Source organism: Amycolatopsis speibonae, from assembly GCF_042647925.1.
Classification (GTDB): domain Bacteria; phylum Actinomycetota; class Actinomycetes; order Mycobacteriales; family Pseudonocardiaceae; genus Amycolatopsis; species Amycolatopsis speibonae.
In genome coordinates, this window is record NZ_JBHRWK010000168.1 from 60,210 (window position 1) to 81,945 (window position 21,736).

A 21,736-nucleotide genomic window follows, 5' to 3' on the forward strand; every position below is an offset into this window, starting at 1 on the left:
TCCCCCAGGCTGACGCGAGCGCAAGGCCGGGCCGAATAGAGTCGCCGGCATGGCAATTGACCAGCCGGCCGTGCTGACCGACGCCTCGAGAGGGCTCACCAGCGATGAGGTCGCCCAGCGGGTGGCCGCGGGCCAGACCAACACGGTCTCGACGAAGACCAGCCGGACCACCGGCGAAATCGTCCGCGCGAACGTCTTCACCCGGATCAATGCGATCTACGGGGTGCTGTTCGTACTGATCCTGTCGACCGGGTACTTCATCGACGGGTTGTTCGGCGGATTGATCATCGTCAACAGCGCGGTCGGCATCATCCAGGAACTCCGGGCGAAACGGACCCTGGAACGGCTCGCCATCGTCGGGCAGGCGAAGCCGACAGTCCGCCGTGACGGGAAGAGCGCCGAGATCGCCCCGGAAGACGTCGTGCTCGGTGACCTCGTCGAACTGGGGCCCGGCGACAAGATCGTCGTCGACGGCCCGACGCTGACGGCCGAGGCGCTCGAGGTCGACGAGTCGCTGCTGACCGGCGAATCCGATCCGGTGGTCAAGCAGCCCGGCGACAAGGTGCTGTCCGGCAGCTTCGTCGTCGCGGGCAGCGGCACCTACCGCGCGGACGTCATCGGTGACGAGTCCTACGCGGCGAAACTGGCCGCGGAGGCCAGCAAGTTCACCCTGGTGAAGTCGGAGCTGCGGCAGGGCATCGACAAGATCCTCAAGTTCATCACCTACCTGCTCGTCCCGGCGGGCGCGCTGACCATCTACAACCAGCTCGCGGGCGACCAGGCGTGGCCGGACGCGCTGCGCGGCATGGTCGCGGCGCTCGTGCCGATGGTGCCCGAGGGCCTGGTGCTGATGACCAGCGTCGCGCTCGCGGTCGGCGTCATCCGGCTGGGCAAGCGCCAGTGCCTGGTGCAGGAGCTCCCGGCGATCGAGGGACTCGCCCGGGTCGACGTGGTGTGCGCGGACAAGACCGGCACGCTCACCGAGAACGCGATGCGGCTGTCCGAGGTCCGGGAGATCACGCCGGGCCACCCGGTGGACGACGTCCTGGCCGCGCTCGCCGCCGCCGACCCCCGACCGAACGCGAGCCTGCAGGCGATCGCGGAGGCGCACCGGATCGATCCGGGCTGGCGGGTCTCCACGACCATGCCGTTCTCCTCCGCGCGCAAGTGGAGCGGTGCGTCGTTCGGTGCCGACGGAGACTGGGTGCTCGGCGCGGCCGACGTCCTGCTGCCCGAGGGCGAGCACCGCGCGGAGGCCGAGAAGATCGGCTCGCGCGGTCTGCGCGTCCTGCTGCTGGGCCGGGCCGAGCGGGCCGTCGACGCGGCCGAGGGCCCCGGCGACATCGAACCGGTCGCGCTCGTGGTGCTGGAGCAGAAGGTCCGCCCCGACGCGAAGGACACTCTGGACTTCTTCGCGCACCAGGACGTCGCGGTCAAGGTCATCTCCGGCGACAACGCCATCTCGGTCGGTGCCGTCGCGGGCACCCTGGACCTGCCGGGCGCGGACAAGCCCGTCGACGCGCGGAAGCTGCCGGACGACGCCGAAAAGCTCGCCGAAACCGTGGAGAATCGCGCCGTCTTCGGCCGCGTGACCCCGCTGCAGAAACGCGCGATGGTCGGTGCGCTGCAGTCGAAGGGCCACACCGTCGCGATGACCGGGGACGGCGTGAACGACGTCCTCGCGCTGAAGGACGCGGACATCGGTGTCGCCATGGGCGCCGGCAGCCCGGCCACCCGCGCGGTCGCGCAGATCGTGCTGCTGGACGACAAGTTCGCCACCCTGCCGCACGTCGTCGCCGAGGGGCGGCGGGTGATCGGCAACATCGAGCGCGTCTCGAACCTGTTCCTCACCAAGACGGTCTACTCGGTACTGCTGGCGCTGATGGTCGGCATCGCGCAGGTGCCGTTCCCGTTCCTGCCGCGGCACATCACGATCACCGCGTGGTTCACCATCGGCCTGCCCGCCTTCGTGCTTTCGCTGGCGCCGAACAACGAACGCGCCCGCAGCGGCTTCGTCGGCCGGGTGATGCGGATGGCCGTCCCGGCCGGGCTGGTCATCGCCGCGGCGACGTTCGTGAGCTACCTGCTGGTGTACAAGGGATCCGGACAGTCCGAACTGGACAAGATCCAGGCGGGGACGACCGCGCTGATCACGCTCATCACGATCGCGCTGTGGGTGCTCGGGATCGTCGCGCGGCCGTACCGGTGGTGGAAGATCCTGCTGATCGGCGGGATGGTCGTGCTGACGCTCGCGCTGTTCCTGATCCCGTTCACGCAGAAGTTCTTCGCGCTGGACCCGAGCGTGAGCGCGTACACGCTTTCGGCGTTCGCGTGTGCCGGGGTGGGGATCGTGCTGGTGGAGGCCGCCTGGTGGATCGGGCGGCATCTGGTGAAGCGCTCGGAAGCCTGAGGCGCGCGCCTCGAACTACGTGAAGGCCCCCTTCACTGCGCTAGACGCAGTGAAGGGGGCCTTCACGTAGTTACAACCAGCCTCAGGCCGCCGGGGTGAACAGCAGAGCCGTGTTGTGCCCGCCGAAACCGAACGAGTTGCTGATCGCCGCGCCCAGCTCGACCTTGCGCGCCTCACCGGAGACGACGTCGAGCTGCACCTTCGGGTCCAGGTCCTCGAGGTTCAGCGTCGCCGGGACGAGGCCGTGGTAGATCGCCAGGATCGTGGCGATGCCCTCGACCGCGCCCGCACCGCCGACCAGGTGGCCGAGCGCGCCCTTGGGAGCGGTCACCACGGCGTGCTCGCCGACGGCGTTACGGATCGCCGCCGCCTCGCCCACGTCGCCGACGACCGTCGACGTCGCGTGCGCGTTGACGTGGCCGACGTCGGCAGGGGAGACCCCGGCCATCGTCATCGCCTGCCGCATGGCGGCGATCTGGCCGACGCCCTCCGGGTGGTTGCCCGTGATGTGGTAGGCGTCCGAGGTGATCCCGTACCCGCTCAGCCGCGCGTAGATCCGCGCGTTGCGGGCCCTGGCGCGGTCCGCCCGCTCCAGGATCACGACACCGGAACCCTCGCCGAGGACGAAACCGTCACGGTTCACGTCGAACGGCCTGGACGCCTTCGCCGGGTCGTCGTTGCGGGTCGAGACCGTCCGCGCCTGCGCGAAGCCGGCGAGGGTGATCGGGTGGATGCACGCCTCGGCGCCACCGGCGACCACGACGTCGGCCCGGCCGGACCGGATCATCTCGAAGCCGGCGGCGATGCCTTCGGCGCCCGACGCGCAGGCCGACGCGGGCGAGTGCACACCGGCACGCGCCTTCAGGTCGATCCCGACGTGTGCGGCGGGGCCGTTCGGCATCAGCATCGGCACGGTCAGCGGGGAGACCTTGCGGAGTCCCTGCTTGTGCAGAAGGTCGTTCTGGGAGATCAGGGTGACCGGACCGCCGACACCGGTACCGATGGTCACCCCGAGGCGCTCGGGTTCCACATCCTGATGCTCATCGGTCGGCTGCTCGAAACCCGCGTCCGCCCAAGCCTGGCGGGCGGCGATGATCGCCACCTGCTCACAGCGGTCCAGCCGCCGGGCCTGGACCCGCGGCAGGACTTCGGACGGGTCGACGGCGAGCATGGCGCCGATCTTCACCGGCAGCTCGAGTTCGTCGACCCAGTCGGCTTCGATGCGGCGGATCCCGCTCGCCCCGGCGAGCAGGCCGTCCCACGTGGACGCGACGTCCCCGCCGAGCGGCGTGGTCGCGCCCATCCCGGTGATCACGACGTCGATGTTGCTCATTGGAGTCTCCCCAAGGTCGGCGCCAATCAAGAAGTCGGACTTACTTGGAGTTGGCCGACACGTAGTTCACCGCGTCGCCAACGGTCTTCAGGTTCGCCAGCTCGTCGTCCGGGATCTTGACGCCGAACTTGTCCTCGGCCTGAACAGCGATCTCCACCATGGACAGGGAGTCGATGTCGAGGTCGTCCACGAAGGACTTCTCGGCGGTCACGTCGTCCTGCGCCACACCGGCGACCTCTTCGACGATCTCGGCGAGGCCGGCGAGGATCTCTGCGTTGTCTGCCACTGGTTGTTCCCTTCTCGGTGATGCTTTGGGCTGCCCCGCGGACACGGTGCCCGCGGGGGAAGTATTCATCACGGGCAGATGAAGGCCTGGCCCGCGTAGGAGAGTCCGGCCCCGAAGCCGATGGCGAGCACGACGTCGCCCGGCTTCGCGGTGCCCGCCTTGCGCATGTGGTCCAGCGCGAGGGGGATGGACGCGGACGAGGTGTTGCCCGAGTACCTGATGTCGTCGGCCACGATCATGTCCTCGCGGGCGCCCTTGGCCCGCAGCTTCTTGGCGATGGCTTCGACGATGCGCAGGTTGGCCTGGTGCGGGATCAGGACGTCCACATCGGACGGTTCGAGCCCGGACAGTTCCAGTGCCCGCAAGGCGATCGGCGCGATCTGCGTGGTCGCCCACCGGAAGACCGACTGGCCCTCCTGGTAGATCCACTTGTCGTCGCGCATGTAGATGAGGTCGACGTGCTCGCCGGCGCTGCCCCAGGCGACCGGGCCGATCTGCGCCGTGTCGGCCGCGCCGATGACCGCCGCGCCCGCGCCGTCGGCGAAGATGATCGCGTTCGAGCGGTCGACCGGGTCGACGTGGTCGGTGAGCTTCTCGGCACCGATGACGAGCGCCTTCTTCGCGCTGCCCGCCCGGATGAGGTCCGACGCGACGCCGATGCCGTAACAGAACCCGGCACAGGCGGCGTTGAGGTCGAACGCGGCCGGATGCGTGATGCCGATCCGGTCGGCGACCTGGGCGGCGGCGTTCGGGATCTGCGTGGGCATCGTGCAGTTCGGCAGGATGACCGTGTCCACTTCGGACGGATCCACGCGTGCGTCGGCCAGCGCGGCGGCGCCCGCCTTGACCGCCATGTCGACCAGTGACTCGTCCTTCTCGGCGAACCGGCGCTCGACGATGCCGACCCGCTCGCGGATCCACTGGTCGTTGGTGTCCATGATCTTCGAGAGATCGTCGTTGGTCACGATCTTCTCGGGCTGGAAGCTCCCGACACCGAGGATGCGGGTCCCGGCGGCGCCCGGCGCCTGCCGCAAGGTGGATCGGTCGGTCACGAAGCGTCCTCCTGCCCCTGAAGCTTCGCCAGCTCGGCCGGCGTCTTCAGCGCGATGGTCGTGGTCACGGTTCCCTTGAGCTGCCGCTTGACCAGCCCGGTCAGCGTGCCCGCCGGCGGCAGTTCGAGCGTCGAGGTGACGCCCGCGGAGACCAGACCGTCCATGGTCAGGTCCCAGCGCACCGGGCTCGTGACCTGCTTGACCAGCCGGTCGAGGTACTCGGCCCCGCTGGTGACGACCTGGCCGTCGGCGTTCGACAGCAGCGGACGCGTCGGGTCCGCCGGGGTGATCTTCGCAGCCTGGGCGGCCAGCGCTTCCCGCGCGGGTGCCATGTACGAGGTGTGGAACGCGCCCGCGACCTTGAGCGCGCGGACCTTGGTGCCCTCCAGCGGCTCGGCGACGATCTTCTCGATCGCGGCGGCGGCACCGGAAGCGACGATCTGGCCCGCGCCGTTGCGGTTCGCCGCGGCGAGACCGTGGCCGTCGAGCCAGGCGACGACCTGATCCGGGTCGCCGAGCATGACCGCGGCCATACTCGTGGGCTCCAGCGCGCATGCCTTCGCCATCTCCGCGCCGCGGATGGCGGCCAGCGCGATGGCGTCCTCGGGGCTCAGCACCCCGGCGATCGCGGCGGCGGCCAGTTCGCCGACGGAGTGACCGGCGACCGGCGAGTCCGCGGCGACCGGGGCTTCGCGCTGGAGGTGCTCGAAAGCCAGCAGTGACAGCGCCACGATCAGCGGCTGCGTGATCGCGGTGTCCTGGATCTCTTCGGCGTCCGCCTCGGTGCCGAGGCGGACGAGGTCGAGACCGGCTCGCCCGGACCAGGCTTCGACGCGTGCGCGGGCACCGTCGAGCTCGAGCCAAGGGGAGAGCATGCCTGGGGCTTGGGAACCCTGACCGGGGGCGAGGACTGCAACTGTCACCCCACTAGAGAACACTCTCGGCCACCATGGTCGTGATGCCGACGCTCACCAAGTCCGGCCGACGTAATTGTCGAAACCCTCCAAAAGTGCCTTCCTGATCTCTGCGCTTAACCCAAAAGCCTTGTCGGGTTCAACCAGCTTTCCCTATGAAGTCTGTCACTGCGCAGAGTTACCAACGGGTTTACCAGAGGCCTCGGGCGCGGGTCGGGTCCGACGGGTGCCGGGGTGGGTGGTTTGCCCGATTCGGTGGTCCGATCGCCCTATGTCTCGTGCGGGGTGATCGACGTTCGGGCCGCTTTTCAGGGGCAAGGGTGTCTTCGGTATCTACCGCGCATTTCTGGCTGCGGTCGATCGCAGGTCCGGTCCGTGAAGGCCTCCTTCACTACCTTCAGGGTAGGGAAGGAGGCCTTCACGGACTCCGTAGGCCAAAGCGGCGGTGAGCGGCCAGTCACCAGAGGCCGCGGGCCCTGGCCAGGCGCCCGACGGTCAGCGCCACCTTCAGCACCCAGGCGTCACGCGATTCGGCGGCATGGCGTCCGGTGAGTTCGGCCGCCTTCCGCAGCCGGTACCGGACGGTGTTCGGGTGCACGAACAGCGTCCGCGCGCAGGTTTCCAGGACGCCGCCGCTGTCGAGATAGGTCTCCACCGTCCGCAGCAACGCCGGGCCCGCCTCCTCCAGCGGCCGGGCGATCTGCTCCACGAGCAGGCGTTCGGCCTCGGGGTCGCCGGACAACGCGCGTTCCGGCAGCAGGTCGATCGATCTCGCGGGCCGCGGCGCGCCGGGCCAGCCGACGACGGCACGCAGACCGGAGAGCGCCTCTGTCGCGCTGTGGTGCGCTTCGGCGAGGGTGGGCACCGTCGGTCCGGCGACGACCGGGCCCTCGGCGAAGGCGACGGAGAGCTTGGTGAGGATCTCGCGGTCCTTGATACTGCCGTCGGTGGGACCGGCGACGACCACGACCAGCCGGGACCCCTGCACCGAAAGCAGCACGGGGCGCCCGACCCGGGCGGCGCGGCTGCGCACCTCGAACACGACGGCGGGCGGGTCGTCCGACGTCGGGGTGCCGACCAGCGCGGTGGCGGGCGCGGCCGGATCCCAGCCGAGCGCGGCGGCGCGGGAGAGCACCGCCTCCTCGGCGTCACCGCGGACGATGCCGTCGACGACCAGCGCTTCCAGGCGCGCGTCCCAGGCGCCGCGTGCCTCGGCGGCGGCCGCGTAGGAGTTGGCGGCGGCGAACGCGATCTCCCTGCCGTAGCGCAGGATCCCTTCGATCAGGGCGGCGCGTTCCGCCTCGTTCGCGGCGAATTCGGGCAGCTGCTCCTCGAACACCTCGATCGCCAGCCGCACCATGCCGACCGCCTGCCGCAGGCTCACCCAGCGGGAAAGTTCGGCGGGCGCCTCGCGGAACGCCTCGGTGGTGAGGGAGAGCGCCTCCTTCGCGTCGCGGAGCCAGTCGACGAAACCGGCGGCACCCGCCTGGGTGATCAACAGAACGCTCGCGCGCTGGTCGGCGGGGAGGCGGGCGAACCAGCTCAGCCGCTCCTCCATCACCGCGACGCTCGCGCTCGCGAGCCGGCCGGAGGCGTGCTCAAGCCGCTTGAGGGTCTTGGCGGACAGCCCGTGGTGCTTGGGCACATGCCGCCCGGAAGTCGCATCAGCCATGGTCAGCCGATCCTAGTCCGGTGGGCAAAGGTGGCCGTCATCCTGCGGCCCTTCGCCGTCGGTGTCCGAAGTGGACAGTCGACAAGCGGATGCTTCGATGAATTATGAAAAGTGTTCGGATAATACTCGAGGCCGCCCGGCGCTCGCGTTTTTCGCTGCGCCGGACGGCCTCGTCTCCCCGGTCCCCACCGGTAGAACAAGTATGGGACTTGTCGATCTTTTCCCGCTAGTTCACTCACTCGATCGTGGGTCGCCGAGTTGCCGGTGCGGTGCCCGTGATCAACGATCCCTCGCAAGCAACACCGGGTAGGGCGCGGACGCGCCGAGGAGGGAGTTCGCCGTGGGCGAGCAGCTGAAAGACGGTCTGGGACAAGCATGGAACCTTGTCGCCACCTTCGTGCCGAAACTGGCCGGATTCCTGATCATCCTGCTGATCGGCTGGTTGATCGCGAAGGCGGTGTCAAAGGCATTGGGACTTGTTCTGTCGAAGATCGGTTTCGGCAAGCTCATCGAGAAGACCGGACTCACCGGAACGCTCAAACAAGCGAATGTCGACGCGGGCGGGATCCTCGTCAAACTCGTGTACTACTTCATTCTCCTGATCGCGCTGCAGCTCGCGTTCGGCGTATTCGGTGAGAGCAATCCGGTCAGCGCCCTGCTCAACGACATCATCGCGTTCCTGCCGCGGATCCTGGTGGCGCTGGTCCTGGTGATCGTCGCGGCAGCCGTCGCGAAGGTCGTCCGCGACCTGGTGACCGGAGCGCTGTCCACCCGGCCGGCCGGACGGCTGCTCGGCACCATCGCCTACTGGCTGATCATGGCGTTCGGCATCATCGCCGCGCTCGGCCAGGTGAACATCGCGACAGCGGTGACGGGGCCGGTCCTGATCACCGTGCTCGCCACCATCGGCGGCGTGATCGTCGTCGGCTTCGGCGGCGGCCTGATCAAGCCGGCACAGGACCGGTGGCAGGGCTGGCTGGCCACCCTGCAGGGCCAGCTCGACGCCGCTCCCGAAAAGCAGGAGGTCCGTTCGGAGCCGCCTACTTCGCCCGTGGGCATCGGTCGCGTAGATTCCTGAGCATCCCGCGGGCCCGGTGATCGAGGAAGGCACCGGGCCCGCGTGGAGCTGAAGGGGTCCATCGCCGCATAACACGCGGTGAAGGGCCCCTTCGTCGCGTCTTACGCGGGCAAAGTCCCTTTCGGCTACTCCACCTGGCTGTTCCGCACCTCACACTCCCTAGGGAATGGCGCCGGACGGGAGCATGTTGGAGCGGTAGACGGAGAGGGGTGCGGACGTGGACTTCCTGCTGCACAACGGTGTCACGGTGCTCGGACAGTGGATCTCCTTCGCCGAGCTGGCGGGGCAGGTCTTCGCGCTGGCCGTGGTCTTCCTGGCGCAACGCCGCACGCTGTGGACCTGGCCGGTCCAGGTCGGCGCCACCGTGCTGCTGTTCTCGGTCTACCTCTCCGCACACCTCGGCGGGCTCGCGACCAGGCAGATCGCGATCCTCGTCATCTCGATCTACGGCTGGTGGGCCTGGTCCCGCCGCAGCGACCCGGTCTACGGCGTCGTCGTCCGCAAGGGCCGTCTCGGCGAGCGCCTGGCGATGCTCGGCGCTTTCGCGATCGGCACCACCGCGATGGCGCTGGTCCTCGACGCGCTGAACGCCTCGTGGGCGCCATGGCCGGACGCCGCGATCTTCGTCGGCACGCTGGTCGCCTTCGCCGCGCAGGGTGCGGGTCTCGTCGAGTTCTGGCTGGTGTGGCTGGTCGTCGACGCGATCGGCGTGCCGCTCCAGCTCTCGTCGGGCCTCTACTTCTCGGCCGCGGTCTACATCGTGTTCGCCGGACTGGTCGTGCACGGCTGGTGGAGCTGGAACCGCACCGCGAAGCAGGTCCGCACCGCGCCGTCCGGGGTCTCCGCCGCGGCCTAACGCATGGTGGCGTGCGAGGGCTTGAGGTCCGCGAGGGTGCGGACGCCCAGCAGCTGCATGGTCCGGGTCATCTCGGCGCGCAGGATGTCCACGCACCGCTGGACGCCGCGCTCGCCCCCGGCCATCAGGCCGTAGAGGAACGCACGCCCGATGAGCACCGCGTCGGCGCCGCGCGCGATCGCGGCCACGATGTCGCCGCCGGAGAGGATGCCGGTGTCGACCCACACCTCCGCGTCGCCCTGGATCTCGTCGAGCACCGCGGGCAGCAGTTCGATCGGTGTCGGCGCGCGGTCGAGCTGGCGCCCGCCGTGGTTGGACAGCAGGACCGCGTCGGCGCCGTGCTTGACCACGTCACGCGCGTCGTCGACGTTCTGGATCCCCTTGACCACGAGCTTGCCCGGCCAGGTCTGGCGGACCCAGTCGAGGTCGTCGAAGTTCAGGGTCGGGTCGAAGAGCTGGTTGAGCAGTTCGGCGACCGTGCCGTCGAACTGGCTCAGCGACGCGAACGTCAGCGGCTCGGTGGTCAGCAGGTTGAACCACCACGACGGATGCATCGCGCCGTCGGCGAAGGTCTTGAGGGTGAGCGCGGGCGGGATGGTCAGCCCGTTGCGGACGTCGCGCAGCCGCGCGCCCGCGACCGGGGTGTCCACGGTCAGCATGAGCGTGTCGAAGCCGGCGGCCCACGCGCGATTCATCAGATCTTCGCCCGCTTTGTGGTCACGCCAGACGTAGAGCTGGAACCACTTGCGGGCCTCCGGGGCGGCCGCCGCGAGGTCTTCGATCGACGTCGTCGCCATCGTCGACAGCCCCATCGGGATGCCGTTGCGCTGCGCGACGCGGGCCACCGCGGACTCGCCCTCGTGGTTCATCATCCGGGTGAACCCGGTCGGCGCGAACGCGAACGGCAGCGCCGAACGCCGGCCGAGGATCTCCTTGCTCGTGTCCACATCGGACACGCCGCGCAGGACGTTCGGGTGGAATTCCACGCTGCGGAAGGCCTGCCGGGCGCGGCGGAGGCTGTCTTCCAGCTCCGCGGCGCCGTCGGTGTAGTCGAACGCCGCCCGGGGCGTCCGCTTGCGGGCGATCATCCGCAGGTCGGCGATCGTGTGCGCGCCCGCCAGCCGCCGTTCGGTCGGGTTGAGCACGATCGGCTTCGGCCGCAGGATCTGCTTCAGCTCACTCGGCTTCGGCAGTCGACGCTTGGTCACACTCGCTCACCCTTCCCGCTCATCCCGGAAACATCCGATGTCTCACCCTAGTCTGACTTGCGTCGAGCGCAATGAAGGGGCCTTTCATCGCAAAATTTGCGATGAAAGGCCCCTCCATCTCACGGCTAGGCGCTACCGGAGTCCGACAACTGCGGACCCGCGGCGGCGACGTCGTCGAGGCGGTACTTCCGCGCCGCCTCCGCCGCCTTCGACCGGTCGACCTCGCCACGCTTGGCCAGCGCGCTCAGCGTGCCGACCACGATCGACTGCGCGTCGACCAGGAACTTCCGCCGGGCGGCGGGGCGGGTGTCGGAGAACCCGAACCCGTCGGTGCCCAGCGTCAGCATGTCCGTCGGCACCCACGGGCGGATGAGGTCCGGCACGGCACGCATCCAGTCCGAAACCGCGACGACCGGCCCGTTCGCGCCGGACAGCTTCTGCGTGATGTACGGCACACGCGGGGAGTCACCCGGGTGGAGGAGGTTGTCGTGGTCGACCTCGACGGCCTCGCGCCGCAGCTCGGTCCACGACGTCGCCGACCACACGGCCGCGCGTACCCCCCACTCTTCGGCGAGCATCTTCTGAGCCCGCAGCGCGTCCGGCATGGTGACGCCTGACACCAGGATCTGCGCCTCCGGACCGTCGCCCGACGGGGCGTCCGCGTACCGGTACAGCCCCTTGAGCAGGCCGTCGACGTCGAGGTTCTCCGGCTCGGCGGGGTGCTGGTAGGGCTCGTTGTAGATCGTCATGTAGTAGAAGATGTTCTCGCCGTTGCCGTCCGGCCCGGTCTCGCCGTACATCCGGCGCAGACCGTCCCGCACGATGTGGGCGATCTCGAACGACCATGCCGCGTCGTAGGCCACGACGGCCGGGTTGGTCGCCGCCAGCAGCAGCGAGTGCCCGTCAGCGTGCTGCAGGCCCTCACCCGTCAGGGTGGTACGGCCGGCGGTGGCGCCGAGCACGAACCCGCGGGCCATCTGGTCCGCCGCGGCGTAGAGGCCGTCACCGGTCCGCTGGAACCCGAACATCGAGTAGAAGATGTAGATCGGGATCATCGGCTCGCCGTGCGTGGCGTACGAGGTGCCGACGGCGGTGAACGACGCGGTGGACCCCGCCTCGTTGATGCCCTCGTGCAGGATGACGCCCTTTTCGGACTCCTTATAGGCCAGCATCAGGCTCGCGTCGACCGACGTGTACGTCTGGCCGTGCGGGTTGTAGATCTTGGCCGTCGGGAACATCGAGTCGAGGCCGAAGGTGCGCGCCTCGTCCGGGATGATCGGGACGATCCGCTTGCCGATCTCGGAGTCCTTCGCCAGCTCGCGGACGAGCCGGACGAACGCCATCGTGGTGGCGACCTCCTGCTTGCCCGAGCCCTTGCGGATGCTTTCGTAGACCTTGTCGCCCGGCAGCACGAGGGCCTTCGAGGCCTTCGGACGACGCTCCGGCAGGAAACCGCCCAGCGCCTTGCGGCGGCCGAGCATGTACTCGATCTCCGCCGAGTTCTTGCCCGGGTGGTAGTACGGCGGCAGCTTCGGGTCGCGCTCGAGTTCCTCGTCGCTGATCGGGATGCGCTGGGCGTCCCGGAACAGCTTGAGGTCGTCGAGGGTGAGCTTCTTCATCTGGTGCGTGGCGTTGCGGCCCTCGAAGGACGGGCCGAGGCCGTAGCCCTTGATGGTGTGGGCCAGGATCACCGTCGGCTGGCCGTGGTGCTCCAGCGACGACTTGTAGGCCGCGTAGACCTTGCGGTAGTCGTGCCCGCCGCGCTTGAGGTTCCAGACGTCGGCGTCGGTGAGGTCCTTGACCAGTTCCTTGGTCCGCGGGTCGCGGCCGAAGAAGTGCTCGCGGACGAAGGCGCCGTCGTTGGCCTTGTAGGTCTGGAAGTCGCCGTCCGGCGTGGTGTTCATGAGGTTGACCAGGGCGCCGTCACGGTCCGCGTGCAGCAGCGAGTCCCACTCGCGGCCCCAGATGACCTTGATGACGTTCCAGCCGGCGCCGCGGAAGTACGACTCCAGCTCCTGGATGATCTTGCCGTTGCCGCGCACCGGGCCGTCGAGCCGCTGCAGGTTGCAGTTGATCACGAAGGTCAGGTTGTCGAGGCCCTCGCTCGCGGCCACGTGGATGAGGCCGCGCGATTCCGGCTCGTCCATCTCGCCGTCGCCGAGGAACGCCCAGACATGCTGATCGCTGGTGTCCTTGATGCCACGATCGCGCATGTAACGGTTGAAGCGGGCCTGGTAGATCGCGTTCATCGGGCCGAGGCCCATGGACACGGTCGGGTTCTCCCAGAACTCCGGCATCAGCCGCGGGTGCGGGTACGACGGAAGGCCGCCGCCCTCGCCCGCGTGCGAGAACTCCTGGCGGAACCCGTCCATCTGGTGCTCGCTCAGCCTGCCCTCGAGGAAGGCGCGAGCGTAGATGCCGGGGGAGGCGTGACCCTGGATGAAGATCTGGTCGCCGCCGCCGGAGTGGTCCTTGCCGCGGAAGAAGTGGTTGAAGCCCACTTCGTACAGCGCCGCGGACGAGCCGTAGGTCGAGATGTGCCCACCGACGCCCACGCCGGGACGCTGCGCGCGGTGCACCATGATCGCGGCGTTCCACCGGATGTAGGCGCGGTAGCGGCGCTCGATCTCCTCGTCACCGGGGAACCAGGGTTCGTTCTCGGTGGGGATGGTGTTGACGTAGTCGGTCGACGTCAGCGCCGGAACGCCGACGTGGCGTTCCCTGGCCCGCTCGAGGATGCGCAGCATCAGGTACCGGGCGCGCTGCTGACCACCCCTGGCCAGCGCCTCGTCGAAGGAGTCCAGCCATTCGGCAGTCTCCTCCGGGTCGATGTCGGGCAGGTGCGCCGCCAATCCGTCACGGATGACGCGGACGCGTGCCGGGGTCTCCTTGCCGGAGGCGCCGTCGTTCTGCGGGGCCAAGGGGTCTCCTTGCGAAAGGTGGTAGCTGGTTCTGCTCGTACGCGGGCGTGTCGCCTTCCATCGTCGTCCTCCGGTTCCGTTCGCGTCACCGCTACTGATCGGTAACGTTCGCGGACCCGAACGCGACACGCCTCGCACGCGCCTGTACTCGCGCGCGCGTTTTCTCTCCCACCCTAAAGCAGGCCGTTCGGGGGTGCCCAAGCGCGCCCGAATTGGCCCCCGAGAGTGGGCTGAATGTCCGTACGCCGCGACACGAGTTGTTCAAGATCCGGTGTGGACGGTTGCGCGGATCGCTTCACCAGTGTTCGCTAACGGGCATCATGTACCCGAGTGTGGTGCTTGCCCGGTCGATCCGGCCGAGCGACACCACGCTCCGTCGTAGTTGGAGGAGTGACAGCAGTGGTCGCCGCGGGAGACGCTGATCAGAGCAGCGTCGCCGAAAGGCTCGGGATCAAGCCGGACATGGTGGTCCAGGAGATCGGCTGGGACGAGGACGTCGACGACGATCTTCGTGCGGCGATCGAGGAACAGATCGGCGGCGACATCCTCGACGAGGACGCCGACGAGGTCATCGACGTGGTGCTGCTGTGGTGGCGCGAGGACGACGGTGATCTCGGTGACACGCTGATCGAGGTCCGGACCCCCTTGAACGAGAACGGCGTGATCTGGGTGCTGACCCCGAAGACGGGGCAGCCAGGGCACGTCGAGCCGAGCGAGATCGCCGAGGCGGTACCGCAGGTCGGATTGGCGCAGACAGCCAATATCAGTGCCGGTCCCAAGTGGGCGGGCACGCGGCTGGTGTCGCCGAAGTCGAAGACCAAGCGGTGACCCGGGGAGCCGCGCGATCGACACGATAGGGTTGTCGTCGCAGGCCCCTGTTCGCTCTTGAGAGGAAACCGCCGGTATGGCCGTCGAGGTCGGAACGCAAGCCCCGGACTTCACGCTCAACGACTACAACAAGCAGGCCGTGAAGCTGTCGTCCTTCCAGGGCGAGAAGCCGGTCTTGCTGGTGTTCTACCCGTTCGCGTTCAGCGGTATCTGCACCGGCGAGCTGTGCCAGCTCCGTGACGAGTTCGCGGACTACGACGGCAACGGCGTCCAGGTCATCGGTGTGTCCGTGGACACGCCGTTCTCGCTCAAGGCGTGGGCCGAGCAGGAGGGCTACCAGTTCCCGCTGCTTTCGGACTTCTGGCCGCACGGTGAGGTCGCGAAGGCCTACGGCGTCTTCAACGAGACGGCCGGTCTGGCCACCCGCGGCACCTTCCTGATCGACAAGGACGGCGTCGTGCGGTTCGCCGAGATCAACCAGCCTGGCGAGGCGCGCGACCAGCAGGCGTGGAAGAAGGCCGTGGCCTCCCTGGCCTGAGTCTTCACGGTGGCACCCGTGCGCGGGTGTCACCTCCCGGGCGCATAGCTCAGCGGGAGAGCACTCGGTTTACACCCGAGCGGTCGTAGGTTCGATCCCTACTGCGCCCACCGAAAACCCGGCGACACCCCGCCCGCGCGGGGCTACCTTGAGCCGCATGCACGACCTGACGTGGCGGCCGCTCACCCGCGAGGACGCCGAGGCGTCCGCGGATCTCCTCAACGCCATGGAGACCGCCGACAGGATCGGTGAGAACTACACGGCGGAAGACACCCTTCAGGAGCTGGTCGACCCGTACGCGGACCTGGAGCGGGCGAGCCTCGCCGCGTTCGACGGCGACGTGATGGCCGGTTACATGAAGATCCGCTTCAAGCCGTCCGCGGAAGAAGTCCATCGCGTCTTCCTCGACGGCGGAGTCCATCCCGGGTATCGCCGCCGCGGGATCGGGACGGCGCTCGTCGACGCGGGGGTGGCGGCGGCGAAGGTCGTGCACGCGCTGCATCACCCGGCTTCGAAGCTCGTGGTGGACGTCAACCGGCCCGAGCGCATCGCGGGCTTGGCCGAACTCGTCCGGTCCCGGGGGTTCACGCCGGTGCGCTACTTCCAGCGGATGGAACACCCGCTCGGCGTTCTCGGCGATCCGGAGATCCCCGGCGGGTTCCGGGTCGAGCCGTGGTCGGAGCGGAACGACGACGACTTCCGGACGGTCCGGAACGAGGCGTACCGGGACTACTGGGGCGCGGTGCCGATGCCCGTCGATCTGTGGCGGAACAAGATCACCAACCAGACTTTCCGGCCCGAGACCAGTTTCCTGCTCCGGGAGACGGCGACGGGCGCTCCGGTGGGGATGCTCGTGACCATGTACTGGGTGGCCGACACGGAGGCCACCGGCGTTCGCGACGCGCACTTCATGCTCATCGGGACGCTCCGGGAGCACCGGCGGCGGGGTGTCGCCGGCGCGCTGATGGGGCACGCGCTGCGTGCGGCCGTCGACCAGGGTTACGACCGCGCCAGCCTCAACGTGGACTCGGCGGACCCGTCCGGGGCGTTCGGAGTCTTCGAGAAGGCCGGCTTCGCGCCGAAGATGCGCTACGTGCGCTGGGCGCTCGAGGCCTGACCCCTCCTGCAATTAGTCACCTACTTGCTTTCGCAAGTAGGTGACTAATTGCGGAGAAGACACGTGAAGGCCCCCTTCACTCGGCTCAACCGAGGGAAGGAGGACTTCGCGTACCCCCACACCTGTGGAACGTCTTCTTTTTCGGCGGTCTGGTCTGCCCCCTCGGCAGGCCAGACCGCCGGTGCGCCGCGCCGCGGGTGGCGAACTTTCGGCTGCACAAGACAGGAGACGGCCGGGACTGCCCAGATACATCAAGATCGGCGGCCATTGGAGTGACACAGGGCCGCGAGGGGCGATCACGTAAGGCGACTGGGATCCGGCGACTACGCGCGGATGAGCCTGTTCGCCAGGGTCGACATCGTGTAGGTCCCGATGCCCATGACGACTTCGAGCGCGTTCCGCTCGGTGAATCCGTGCCCGAAGAAGACCTGCAGCGTCTCGTCGTCCACCCCGCCGGCGGTTTCGAGTACCGCCAGCGTGAACTGCCGGACGGCTTCCAGGCGCTCGTCGGGCACGGGCTCCTGCGAGCGAAGCGCCGCGATGACGTCGTCGCCCGCGTGAAGACCCTTCAGCTTGGCGGTGTGCATCTCGACACAGACTTCGCAGCCGTTGCGCGTCGCCACGGTCATCACGACAGTCTCCCGGGCGAGCGGTTCGAGCGTGGTCTTCTCGAAGCTCGCGCTGAGCCTCAGGAACCCGTCGAGCAGTTCGGGTGACGACGCCTGCCGGGCGACGGCGGTGGGGAGGTGCCCGAACTTCCGGATGGTCGCTTCCATCAAGCGACGCGAGGCTTCGGGCGCGGTTTCGAGGGTGTGATCGGTGAACAAGGCAGCCCCTTTAAGATGGTCAATGTGGTTGACGAAAAGGTAAACCAAGTTGTCGAACAAGGCAAGCGCGTTTCCGACGCGCCCGGGTTCGAGCTGCCGCTCCTGCTGTTCGCGGGCTTCCGCTCGATCATCGACCGGCTGCACGCCGAACTGGCCGAGCAGGGGCATCCCGACGTCCGCCCGGCGTACGGCTTCGCCATGCAGGCGATCGGCCGCGACGGCGCGACGGCGAGCGAGATCGGGCGGCGGCTCGGGGTCAGCAAACAGGCGGCGGGCAAGACCGTCGACAAGCTGGAGCAGCTCGGCTACGTCGAGCGCGCCGACGACCCGGCCGACGCGCGGCGCAAGGTCGTGCGGCTCACCGGCCGCGGCATCGACTCACTCGGCCGGTCCGCGGCGATCTTCGACGAGCTGCGCAAGGACTGGGTCGACGCGCTGGGTGCCGACAGGGTCCACGCGCTCGAAACCGATCTGCGCGTCATGGCGCCCGCCGAGGGCTTCCGTCTCGACGTCGCCGGCTGGTTCGGTGCCTAGAAAGGACAACCCGGGTTCGGCGCGTCCTCCGAAAGCGGGCTCCCGTGCGGCAACACGTAAAGCACCTCCAGCACTTCCCGCCGTGGTAGTGCCAGCCGGTGTACCCGCCGGGCTGGATGACGACCTCACGCAGCACGTAGTCGGTGTCCCCGACCGTCTTCTGCTCGAAGATCGTCCCGGTCACCCCGGACCCGGGGGTCGCCTCGGCCACCGCGGGGACGGCGAGCGCGAGAACGAGCGTGGCGAGCAGCGTGGTCACGGACCGCAGGCGCATGGGAAAACCGTACCGCGAATCAGGGTGCCCGAAGCGTCCGTCGCAGCATCTTGCCGCTCTCCGTCCGCGGCAGCCGTTCCCGGAAATCGAACCGGCGCGGCGTCTTGAACCCGGCGAGCTCCGCCCGGCAGTGCTCTTCGAGCCGCTTCGCCAGCCCGGAGTCCCCGGCGACGCCTTCGACCGGTTGGACGACGGCGACGACCCGTTGTCCCCATTCGGGATCCGGTTCCCCGATCACCGCGGCGTCGGCGACGTCGGGGTGGCTCAGCAGCCGCGCCTCGATCTCGGCCGGATAGATGTTCACCCCGCCGGAAAGGATGAGATCCGTCCGCCGGTCGCACAGGAACACCCGGCCCGCGGCGTCGAGATAGCCGACGTCCCCGACGGTGACGAACTTCCCGGAGCGCGCGGCGGCCGTCTTGTCCGGATCATCGTGATAGTCGAACTTCGTGTGCGCGGAACTGAAGTAGAGCGTCCCGGTCTCGCCGGCGGGGAGTTCCCGGCCGTCGTCGTCGAGAACCTCGACCCGCACCCCGTCCAGCGGCTTGCCGACGGTGCCCGGCTCGGCGAGCCATTCGCGCGCGTGCACCGCCGTGATCAGGCCTTCGGACGCGCCGTAGTACTCGTGGACCACCGGCCCGAGCCAGGCGAGCATCCGCTCCTTGACCTCCCGCGGGCACGGCGCGGCGCCATGGATCACCGAGACCAGGCTCGACAGGTCGTAGCGCGCGCGGACGTCCTCGGGCAGCCGCAGCATGCGGTGGAACATCGTCGGCACCAGATGGGTGCTCGTCACCCGATGCTTTTCGGTGAGCCGCAACGTCTCCTCGGCGTCGAACCGGTCCATCAGCACGAGCGTGTGCCCGAGATGCAGGATCGCGGTCGAGAACGTGCCCGGCGCCGCGTGGTAGAGCGGGCAGGCGACGAGGTGCACGCCGTGCCCCGGCAGGACGTCCAGGCGTTCGAGGGTGTGCGCGTGGATCGGGTGCAGCGCGGGCGGCAGCCCGGACAAGGCGCGCCGGACGCCTTTGGGACGCCCCGTGGTCCCGGAGGTGTAGAGCATCGTCTGGCCGGAGGTCCGGTGCTCCGGCGTGGTGGTGGGCTGGTCCTCACCCCAGGACGCGTAGTCCGCCCAACCCGGTGTCCCGCCGCGCGAAAACCGGTGCAGGCTCTTGAGTTCCCTGGTGCAGGTGGCCGCGATGTCCGCGTCCGCGACGGCCACCTTGGCGCCGCTGTTGGCCGCGATGTAGGCGATCTCGCCCGGCGAGGACCGGTGATTGACCGGGGTGAAGTAGATCCCGGCCTGCAGGGTCGCCAGCAGCAGCTCGTAGTAGGTGAGTCCATTGTGGATGATCGCGACGATGCCATCACCTTCGCCGAGGCCGAGCGCCCGCAGGGCGTGGGTCAGCTGGTTCGCGCGCGCGGACAGTTCGCCGAAGGTGGTCTCCCGCCCGTCGACGTCGATCACCGCGACACGGCCGGGGTCCTGGGCCGCGACTTCGTAGAACGTGCTCATCCCTTCACCGTGCCAGCCGGCTCCGGGCGCCGCAGGCTCTCCAGATGTCGCCGGAGCACCGTTCGCATCAGCTCCGGCGAGGTCCGGCCCGTCGCCCACGCGAGGCCGTCCAGCAGCGCGGCCAGCCGTTCGGTCTCGACGGCCAGGTCGAGGTCGTCGAGCAGGCCACCCGCTTCGTTCGCGCTGTCGAGCACCCGCCGGACAAGCGCCCGGACCCCCTCGTACAGGCGGGCGGCCTCGTCGGCGAGGTCCGGGCGGTTCTTCGCGGCGGCCGAGAACGCCAGCCAGACGTCGGTTTCGGCCCGGGTCTGCTCGGTGACCGGGAGCAGTTCGCTGAGCAGCGCTTCGGTGATTTCCTGCCGCCGTGAGCGCGGGGTCTTGGGGTCGAGCAGATCGGGGAGGTGGCCCAGCAGTCTCGCTTCGAGCCTGTCGCCGAGCGCTCGCATGGCGAACACGATCAACTCGTCGTGGCCGCGGAAGTAGTGCCGCACCGAACCGATCGCGAGACCGGCCTCTTCGGCCACGCTCCTGAGCGACGCCTGCGCCAGACCGTCCCGCTGGATCACGCGGAAGACGGCTTCGGCTATTTCCAGGCGCCTGGCCTCGGGGTCGACGATCTTGGGCATGTTGCCTTTATAGCACGCGCTTGCTATTTTATTTGGCACAGCCATGCTACAAAGGGGGAGTTCATGAGGACCTGGTTGCTGATCGCGCTGGTGGTCGCCGCGGTGATCGTGCTGATCGTGCGCAGGCTGCGCGGGGAACCGCTGGTCGCCCGCGAGGTGTTCGGGGCGCCGGTGATCCTGCTCGCGATCGGGGTCTACGGCCTGGCCAAGCTCGAAATCTTCACCTTCGCGGACGGGCTCTGGCTCGTGCTGGGCTCCGCGGCCGGCTGCGGCCTCGGCGCGGTGCGCGCCACCACCACGAAGCTGTTCGAGCGCGACGGCGTGCTCTGGCTGCGCTACACCGGCTGGACGTTCGGCGTCTGGATGCTGTCGATGCTGGTGAACTTCGGGATCGGGTTCCTGGCCACCGGGGCCGGCGCGCATCCCGACGCGCGGCCGGTGACGTTGTCGATCGGCGTCAGCCTGCTGGGGGAGGCACTGGTGATCGGCAAGCGCGCGAAAACGACGGGGCTGCCGTTCGCCCCGCCGTCCGAATCGCTGCTTTCCCGCCGTTAGACCAGTTTTTCGACCTCGCCGATGAGGAGCGCGATGTCGTCTTCGGTGTTGAAGTAGTGCACCGAGGACCGGACCATCGACGGCAGTCCGCGCGCGGTGAAGTCGAACTGGGCCGATGTCGCCTCCACGACGCTGACGTTGATCTTCGCCGCCGCCAGACGTCGTTTCACCTCCTGTGAGGGCGTTTTCGCCACGCTGAACGTGACGATTCCGCACTGCCGCGCGCCCTGGTCGTGCACCTGGACGCCGGGGACCTCGCGGAGCGCGTCACGCAGTTTCGCCGCGAGTGCGGCGACGCGGGCTTCGATGGCGGGCATGCCCCATTCGAGGGCGTAGTCGATCGCCGCGCCGAGGCCGTGCACGGCGGCGTGATCGCGTTCCCAGACCTCGAACATCTTCGCCGTCGAATCGACTTCGTAGCTTTCGGGCGCTGTCCACGCCGCAGAATGAAGGTCGAGCATCGCGGGCTCCAGGCGTTCACGCAGGCGCGGGTGCGCGTAAAGGAACCCGGTGCCCCGCGGTCCGCGCAGGTACTTGCGGCCGGTCACGCTGAGCGCGTCGCAGTTCAGTCGCGCGACGTCAAGGTCGATCTGGCCGGCGCTCTGACACGCGTCCAGCAGGAACGGGATCCCGGCCTCCCGCGCGACCGCGCCGATCTCCTCGGCGGGGTTCACCAGCCCGCCCTGGGTCGGCACATGGGAGACGGCGATCAGCTTGACGTCGCCGTCGACGCGGCGCTTGAGGTCCTCGACGTCCAGCTGCCCGGACTCGTCGTTCTCGATCACCTCGACGACGGCGCCGGTGCGCTTCGCGATCTGCAGAAAGGAGATGACGTTGCTCGCGTACTCGGACTTCGCCGTCAGGATCCGGTCTCCCGCGGCGAAGGGCAGCGCGTAGAAGATCGCCTGCCAGGACCGGGTCGCGTTGTCGGTCAGCGCGATGTCGCCGGGTTCGGCGCCGACCAGGCGCGCGGCCGAGGCGTAGACGCCGGTCAGTCGTTCCGTGGTCGCCGCGGCCTGCTCGTATCCGCCGATCAGGGCTTCTTCGCGCAGGTAGTCGACGACGGTGTCGGTCACCCTCGCGGGCGGCAGCGACGATCCGGCGTTGTTGAGGTGGACCACTTCCGCGCAGCCCGGCGTCTCGGCGCGGGCGCGGTTCACATCGAAGTCCGTCATGCCTAACTGAATACAG

The 21,736-nt window shown here is 68.8% G+C and carries 19 protein-coding genes, 1 tRNA gene and 1 pseudogene; 9 read left to right on the plus strand and 12 right to left on the minus strand.

Annotated elements, in window-relative coordinates; all coding sequences use genetic code 11:
• Positions 1 to 49: 49 nt before the first annotated feature.
• Positions 50 to 2,410 (plus strand): cation-translocating P-type ATPase, encoded by a 2,361-nt coding sequence (locus ACFOSH_RS44905; RefSeq protein WP_378248103.1) that lies wholly within the window; start codon positions 50 to 52, stop codon positions 2,408 to 2,410.
• 82 nt (positions 2,411 to 2,492) lie between these two features.
• Here ACFOSH_RS44905 and ACFOSH_RS44910 read toward each other — a convergent pair whose 3' ends face one another.
• From ACFOSH_RS44910 to ACFOSH_RS44930, 5 genes are all read right to left on the minus strand, one after another.
• Complete coding sequence (locus ACFOSH_RS44910) at positions 2,493 to 3,743, minus strand: beta-ketoacyl-[acyl-carrier-protein] synthase family protein (protein WP_378248105.1); 1,251 nt, start codon at positions 3,741 to 3,743, stop codon at positions 2,493 to 2,495.
• A gap of 40 nt (positions 3,744 to 3,783) precedes the next feature.
• Positions 3,784 to 4,029 (minus strand): acyl carrier protein, encoded by a 246-nt coding sequence (locus ACFOSH_RS44915; protein ID WP_004559006.1) that lies wholly within the window; start codon positions 4,027 to 4,029, stop codon positions 3,784 to 3,786.
• A gap of 68 nt (positions 4,030 to 4,097) precedes the next feature.
• Positions 4,098 to 5,081 carry a beta-ketoacyl-ACP synthase 3 gene (locus ACFOSH_RS44920; protein WP_378248107.1) on the minus strand — a complete coding sequence of 328 codons (984 nt, stop codon included), beginning with the start codon at positions 5,079 to 5,081 and terminating at the stop codon, positions 4,098 to 4,100.
• Entirely contained in the window at positions 5,078 to 6,004 is a 927-nt protein-coding gene (locus tag ACFOSH_RS44925; RefSeq protein WP_378248109.1) for an ACP S-malonyltransferase, read from the minus strand. The genes ACFOSH_RS44920 and ACFOSH_RS44925 overlap by 4 nt, the downstream gene beginning before the upstream one ends.
• Positions 6,005 to 6,452: 448 nt before the next feature.
• Complete coding sequence (locus ACFOSH_RS44930) at positions 6,453 to 7,667, minus strand: PucR family transcriptional regulator (protein WP_378248111.1); 1,215 nt, start codon at positions 7,665 to 7,667, stop codon at positions 6,453 to 6,455.
• Positions 7,668 to 8,007: 340 nt separating this feature from the next.
• Between ACFOSH_RS44930 and ACFOSH_RS44935 the strand changes: the two genes are divergently transcribed.
• The gene (locus tag ACFOSH_RS44935; RefSeq protein ID WP_378248113.1) at positions 8,008 to 8,745 is read left to right on the plus strand and encodes a mechanosensitive ion channel family protein; all 738 of its coding nucleotides are present in this window, start codon (positions 8,008 to 8,010) and stop codon (positions 8,743 to 8,745) included.
• Positions 8,746 to 8,962: 217 nt separating this feature from the next.
• Positions 8,963 to 9,601, plus strand: coding sequence for a nicotinamide mononucleotide transporter family protein (locus tag ACFOSH_RS44940; RefSeq protein ID WP_378248115.1), 639 nt, complete (start codon positions 8,963 to 8,965; stop codon positions 9,599 to 9,601).
• Here the strand turns inward: ACFOSH_RS44940 and ACFOSH_RS44945 are convergent.
• Positions 9,598 to 10,809: an alpha-hydroxy acid oxidase gene (locus tag ACFOSH_RS44945; RefSeq protein WP_378248117.1), complete on the minus strand. Its 1,212-nt coding sequence runs from the start codon at positions 10,807 to 10,809 to the stop codon at positions 9,598 to 9,600. The genes ACFOSH_RS44940 and ACFOSH_RS44945 overlap by 4 nt on opposite strands.
• Before the next feature lie 125 nt (positions 10,810 to 10,934).
• A complete protein-coding gene (gene aceE / locus ACFOSH_RS44950; RefSeq protein ID WP_378248119.1) occupies positions 10,935 to 13,730 on the minus strand; it encodes a pyruvate dehydrogenase (acetyl-transferring), homodimeric type in 2,796 nt (931 codons plus the stop codon).
• A 399-nt stretch (positions 13,731 to 14,129) separates the two neighbouring features.
• Here aceE and ACFOSH_RS44955 point away from each other — a divergent pair, with 399 nt between their 5' ends.
• The 4 genes from ACFOSH_RS44955 (at position 14,130) to ACFOSH_RS44970 (ending at position 16,213) form a co-directional block, all read left to right on the plus strand.
• Entirely contained in the window at positions 14,130 to 14,558 is a 429-nt protein-coding gene (locus ACFOSH_RS44955) for a DUF3052 domain-containing protein (protein WP_005164955.1), read from the plus strand.
• 76 nt (positions 14,559 to 14,634) lie between these two features.
• Positions 14,635 to 15,096, plus strand: a complete 462-nt coding sequence (locus tag ACFOSH_RS44960; RefSeq protein ID WP_005164956.1) for a peroxiredoxin — start codon at positions 14,635 to 14,637, stop codon at positions 15,094 to 15,096.
• Between the two features lie 38 nt (positions 15,097 to 15,134).
• A tRNA-Val gene (locus ACFOSH_RS44965) sits at positions 15,135 to 15,206 on the plus strand.
• 47 nt (positions 15,207 to 15,253) lie between these two features.
• On the plus strand, positions 15,254 to 16,213 hold the full coding sequence (locus tag ACFOSH_RS44970) for a GNAT family N-acetyltransferase (protein ID WP_378248121.1): 960 nt from the start codon (positions 15,254 to 15,256) through the stop codon (positions 16,211 to 16,213).
• Positions 16,214 to 16,536: 323 nt separating this feature from the next.
• Here the strand turns inward: ACFOSH_RS44970 and ACFOSH_RS44975 are convergent, their stop codons facing one another.
• On the minus strand, positions 16,537 to 17,040 hold the full coding sequence (locus tag ACFOSH_RS44975) for a carboxymuconolactone decarboxylase family protein (protein WP_378248123.1): 504 nt from the start codon (positions 17,038 to 17,040) through the stop codon (positions 16,537 to 16,539).
• Between the two features lie 15 nt (positions 17,041 to 17,055).
• On the opposite strand from ACFOSH_RS44975, the gene ACFOSH_RS44980 reads away from it, so the two are divergent.
• The gene (locus ACFOSH_RS44980; RefSeq protein WP_378248125.1) at positions 17,056 to 17,574 is read left to right on the plus strand and encodes a MarR family winged helix-turn-helix transcriptional regulator; all 519 of its coding nucleotides are present in this window, start codon (positions 17,056 to 17,058) and stop codon (positions 17,572 to 17,574) included.
• Here the strand turns inward: ACFOSH_RS44980 and ACFOSH_RS44985 are convergent.
• The 3 genes and pseudogenes from ACFOSH_RS44985 to ACFOSH_RS44995 form a co-directional block, all read right to left on the minus strand.
• Positions 17,571 to 17,848, minus strand: a pseudogene (locus tag ACFOSH_RS44985) (hypothetical protein). The gene ACFOSH_RS44980 and the pseudogene ACFOSH_RS44985 sit on opposite strands and share 4 nt — an antisense overlap.
• A 19-nt stretch (positions 17,849 to 17,867) precedes the next feature.
• A complete protein-coding gene (locus ACFOSH_RS44990; RefSeq protein WP_378248127.1) occupies positions 17,868 to 19,364 on the minus strand; it encodes an AMP-binding protein in 1,497 nt (498 codons plus the stop codon).
• The gene (locus ACFOSH_RS44995) at positions 19,361 to 19,990 is read right to left on the minus strand and encodes a TetR/AcrR family transcriptional regulator (protein ID WP_378248129.1); all 630 of its coding nucleotides are present in this window, start codon (positions 19,988 to 19,990) and stop codon (positions 19,361 to 19,363) included. Before ACFOSH_RS44995 ends, ACFOSH_RS44990 begins: the two co-directional genes overlap by 4 nt.
• 63 nt (positions 19,991 to 20,053) lie before the next feature.
• Between ACFOSH_RS44995 and ACFOSH_RS45000 the strand changes: the two genes are divergently transcribed.
• The gene (locus ACFOSH_RS45000; protein WP_378248131.1) at positions 20,054 to 20,545 is read left to right on the plus strand and encodes a DUF1453 domain-containing protein; all 492 of its coding nucleotides are present in this window, start codon (positions 20,054 to 20,056) and stop codon (positions 20,543 to 20,545) included.
• Here the strand turns inward: ACFOSH_RS45000 and ACFOSH_RS45005 are convergent.
• The gene (locus tag ACFOSH_RS45005; RefSeq protein WP_378248133.1) at positions 20,542 to 21,720 is read right to left on the minus strand and encodes an aminotransferase class V-fold PLP-dependent enzyme; all 1,179 of its coding nucleotides are present in this window, start codon (positions 21,718 to 21,720) and stop codon (positions 20,542 to 20,544) included. The genes ACFOSH_RS45000 and ACFOSH_RS45005 overlap by 4 nt on opposite strands.
• Positions 21,721 to 21,736: the final 16 nt, after the last annotated feature.

Bases quoted from the DNA above. Each gene is read 5' to 3' on its own strand.
- ACFOSH_RS45005 (WP_378248133.1), bottom strand. From the start codon at position 21,720: ATGACGGACTTCGATGTGAACCGCGCCCGCGCCGAGACGCCGGGCTGC.
- ACFOSH_RS44960 (WP_005164956.1), top strand. From the start codon at position 14,635: ATGGCCGTCGAGGTCGGAACGCAAGCCCCGGACTTCACGCTCAACGAC.
- ACFOSH_RS44995 (WP_378248129.1), bottom strand. From the start codon at position 19,990: ATGCCCAAGATCGTCGACCCCGAGGCCAGGCGCCTGGAAATAGCCGAA.
- ACFOSH_RS44990 (WP_378248127.1), bottom strand. From the start codon at position 19,364: ATGAGCACGTTCTACGAAGTCGCGGCCCAGGACCCCGGCCGTGTCGCG.
- ACFOSH_RS44910 (WP_378248105.1), bottom strand. From the start codon at position 3,743: ATGAGCAACATCGACGTCGTGATCACCGGGATGGGCGCGACCACGCCG.
- ACFOSH_RS44970 (WP_378248121.1), top strand. From the start codon at position 15,254: ATGCACGACCTGACGTGGCGGCCGCTCACCCGCGAGGACGCCGAGGCG.
- ACFOSH_RS45000 (WP_378248131.1), top strand. From the start codon at position 20,054: ATGAGGACCTGGTTGCTGATCGCGCTGGTGGTCGCCGCGGTGATCGTG.
- ACFOSH_RS44930 (WP_378248111.1), bottom strand. From the start codon at position 7,667: ATGGCTGATGCGACTTCCGGGCGGCATGTGCCCAAGCACCACGGGCTG.
- ACFOSH_RS44905 (WP_378248103.1), top strand. From the start codon at position 50: ATGGCAATTGACCAGCCGGCCGTGCTGACCGACGCCTCGAGAGGGCTC.
- ACFOSH_RS44980 (WP_378248125.1), top strand. From the start codon at position 17,056: ATGGTCAATGTGGTTGACGAAAAGGTAAACCAAGTTGTCGAACAAGGC.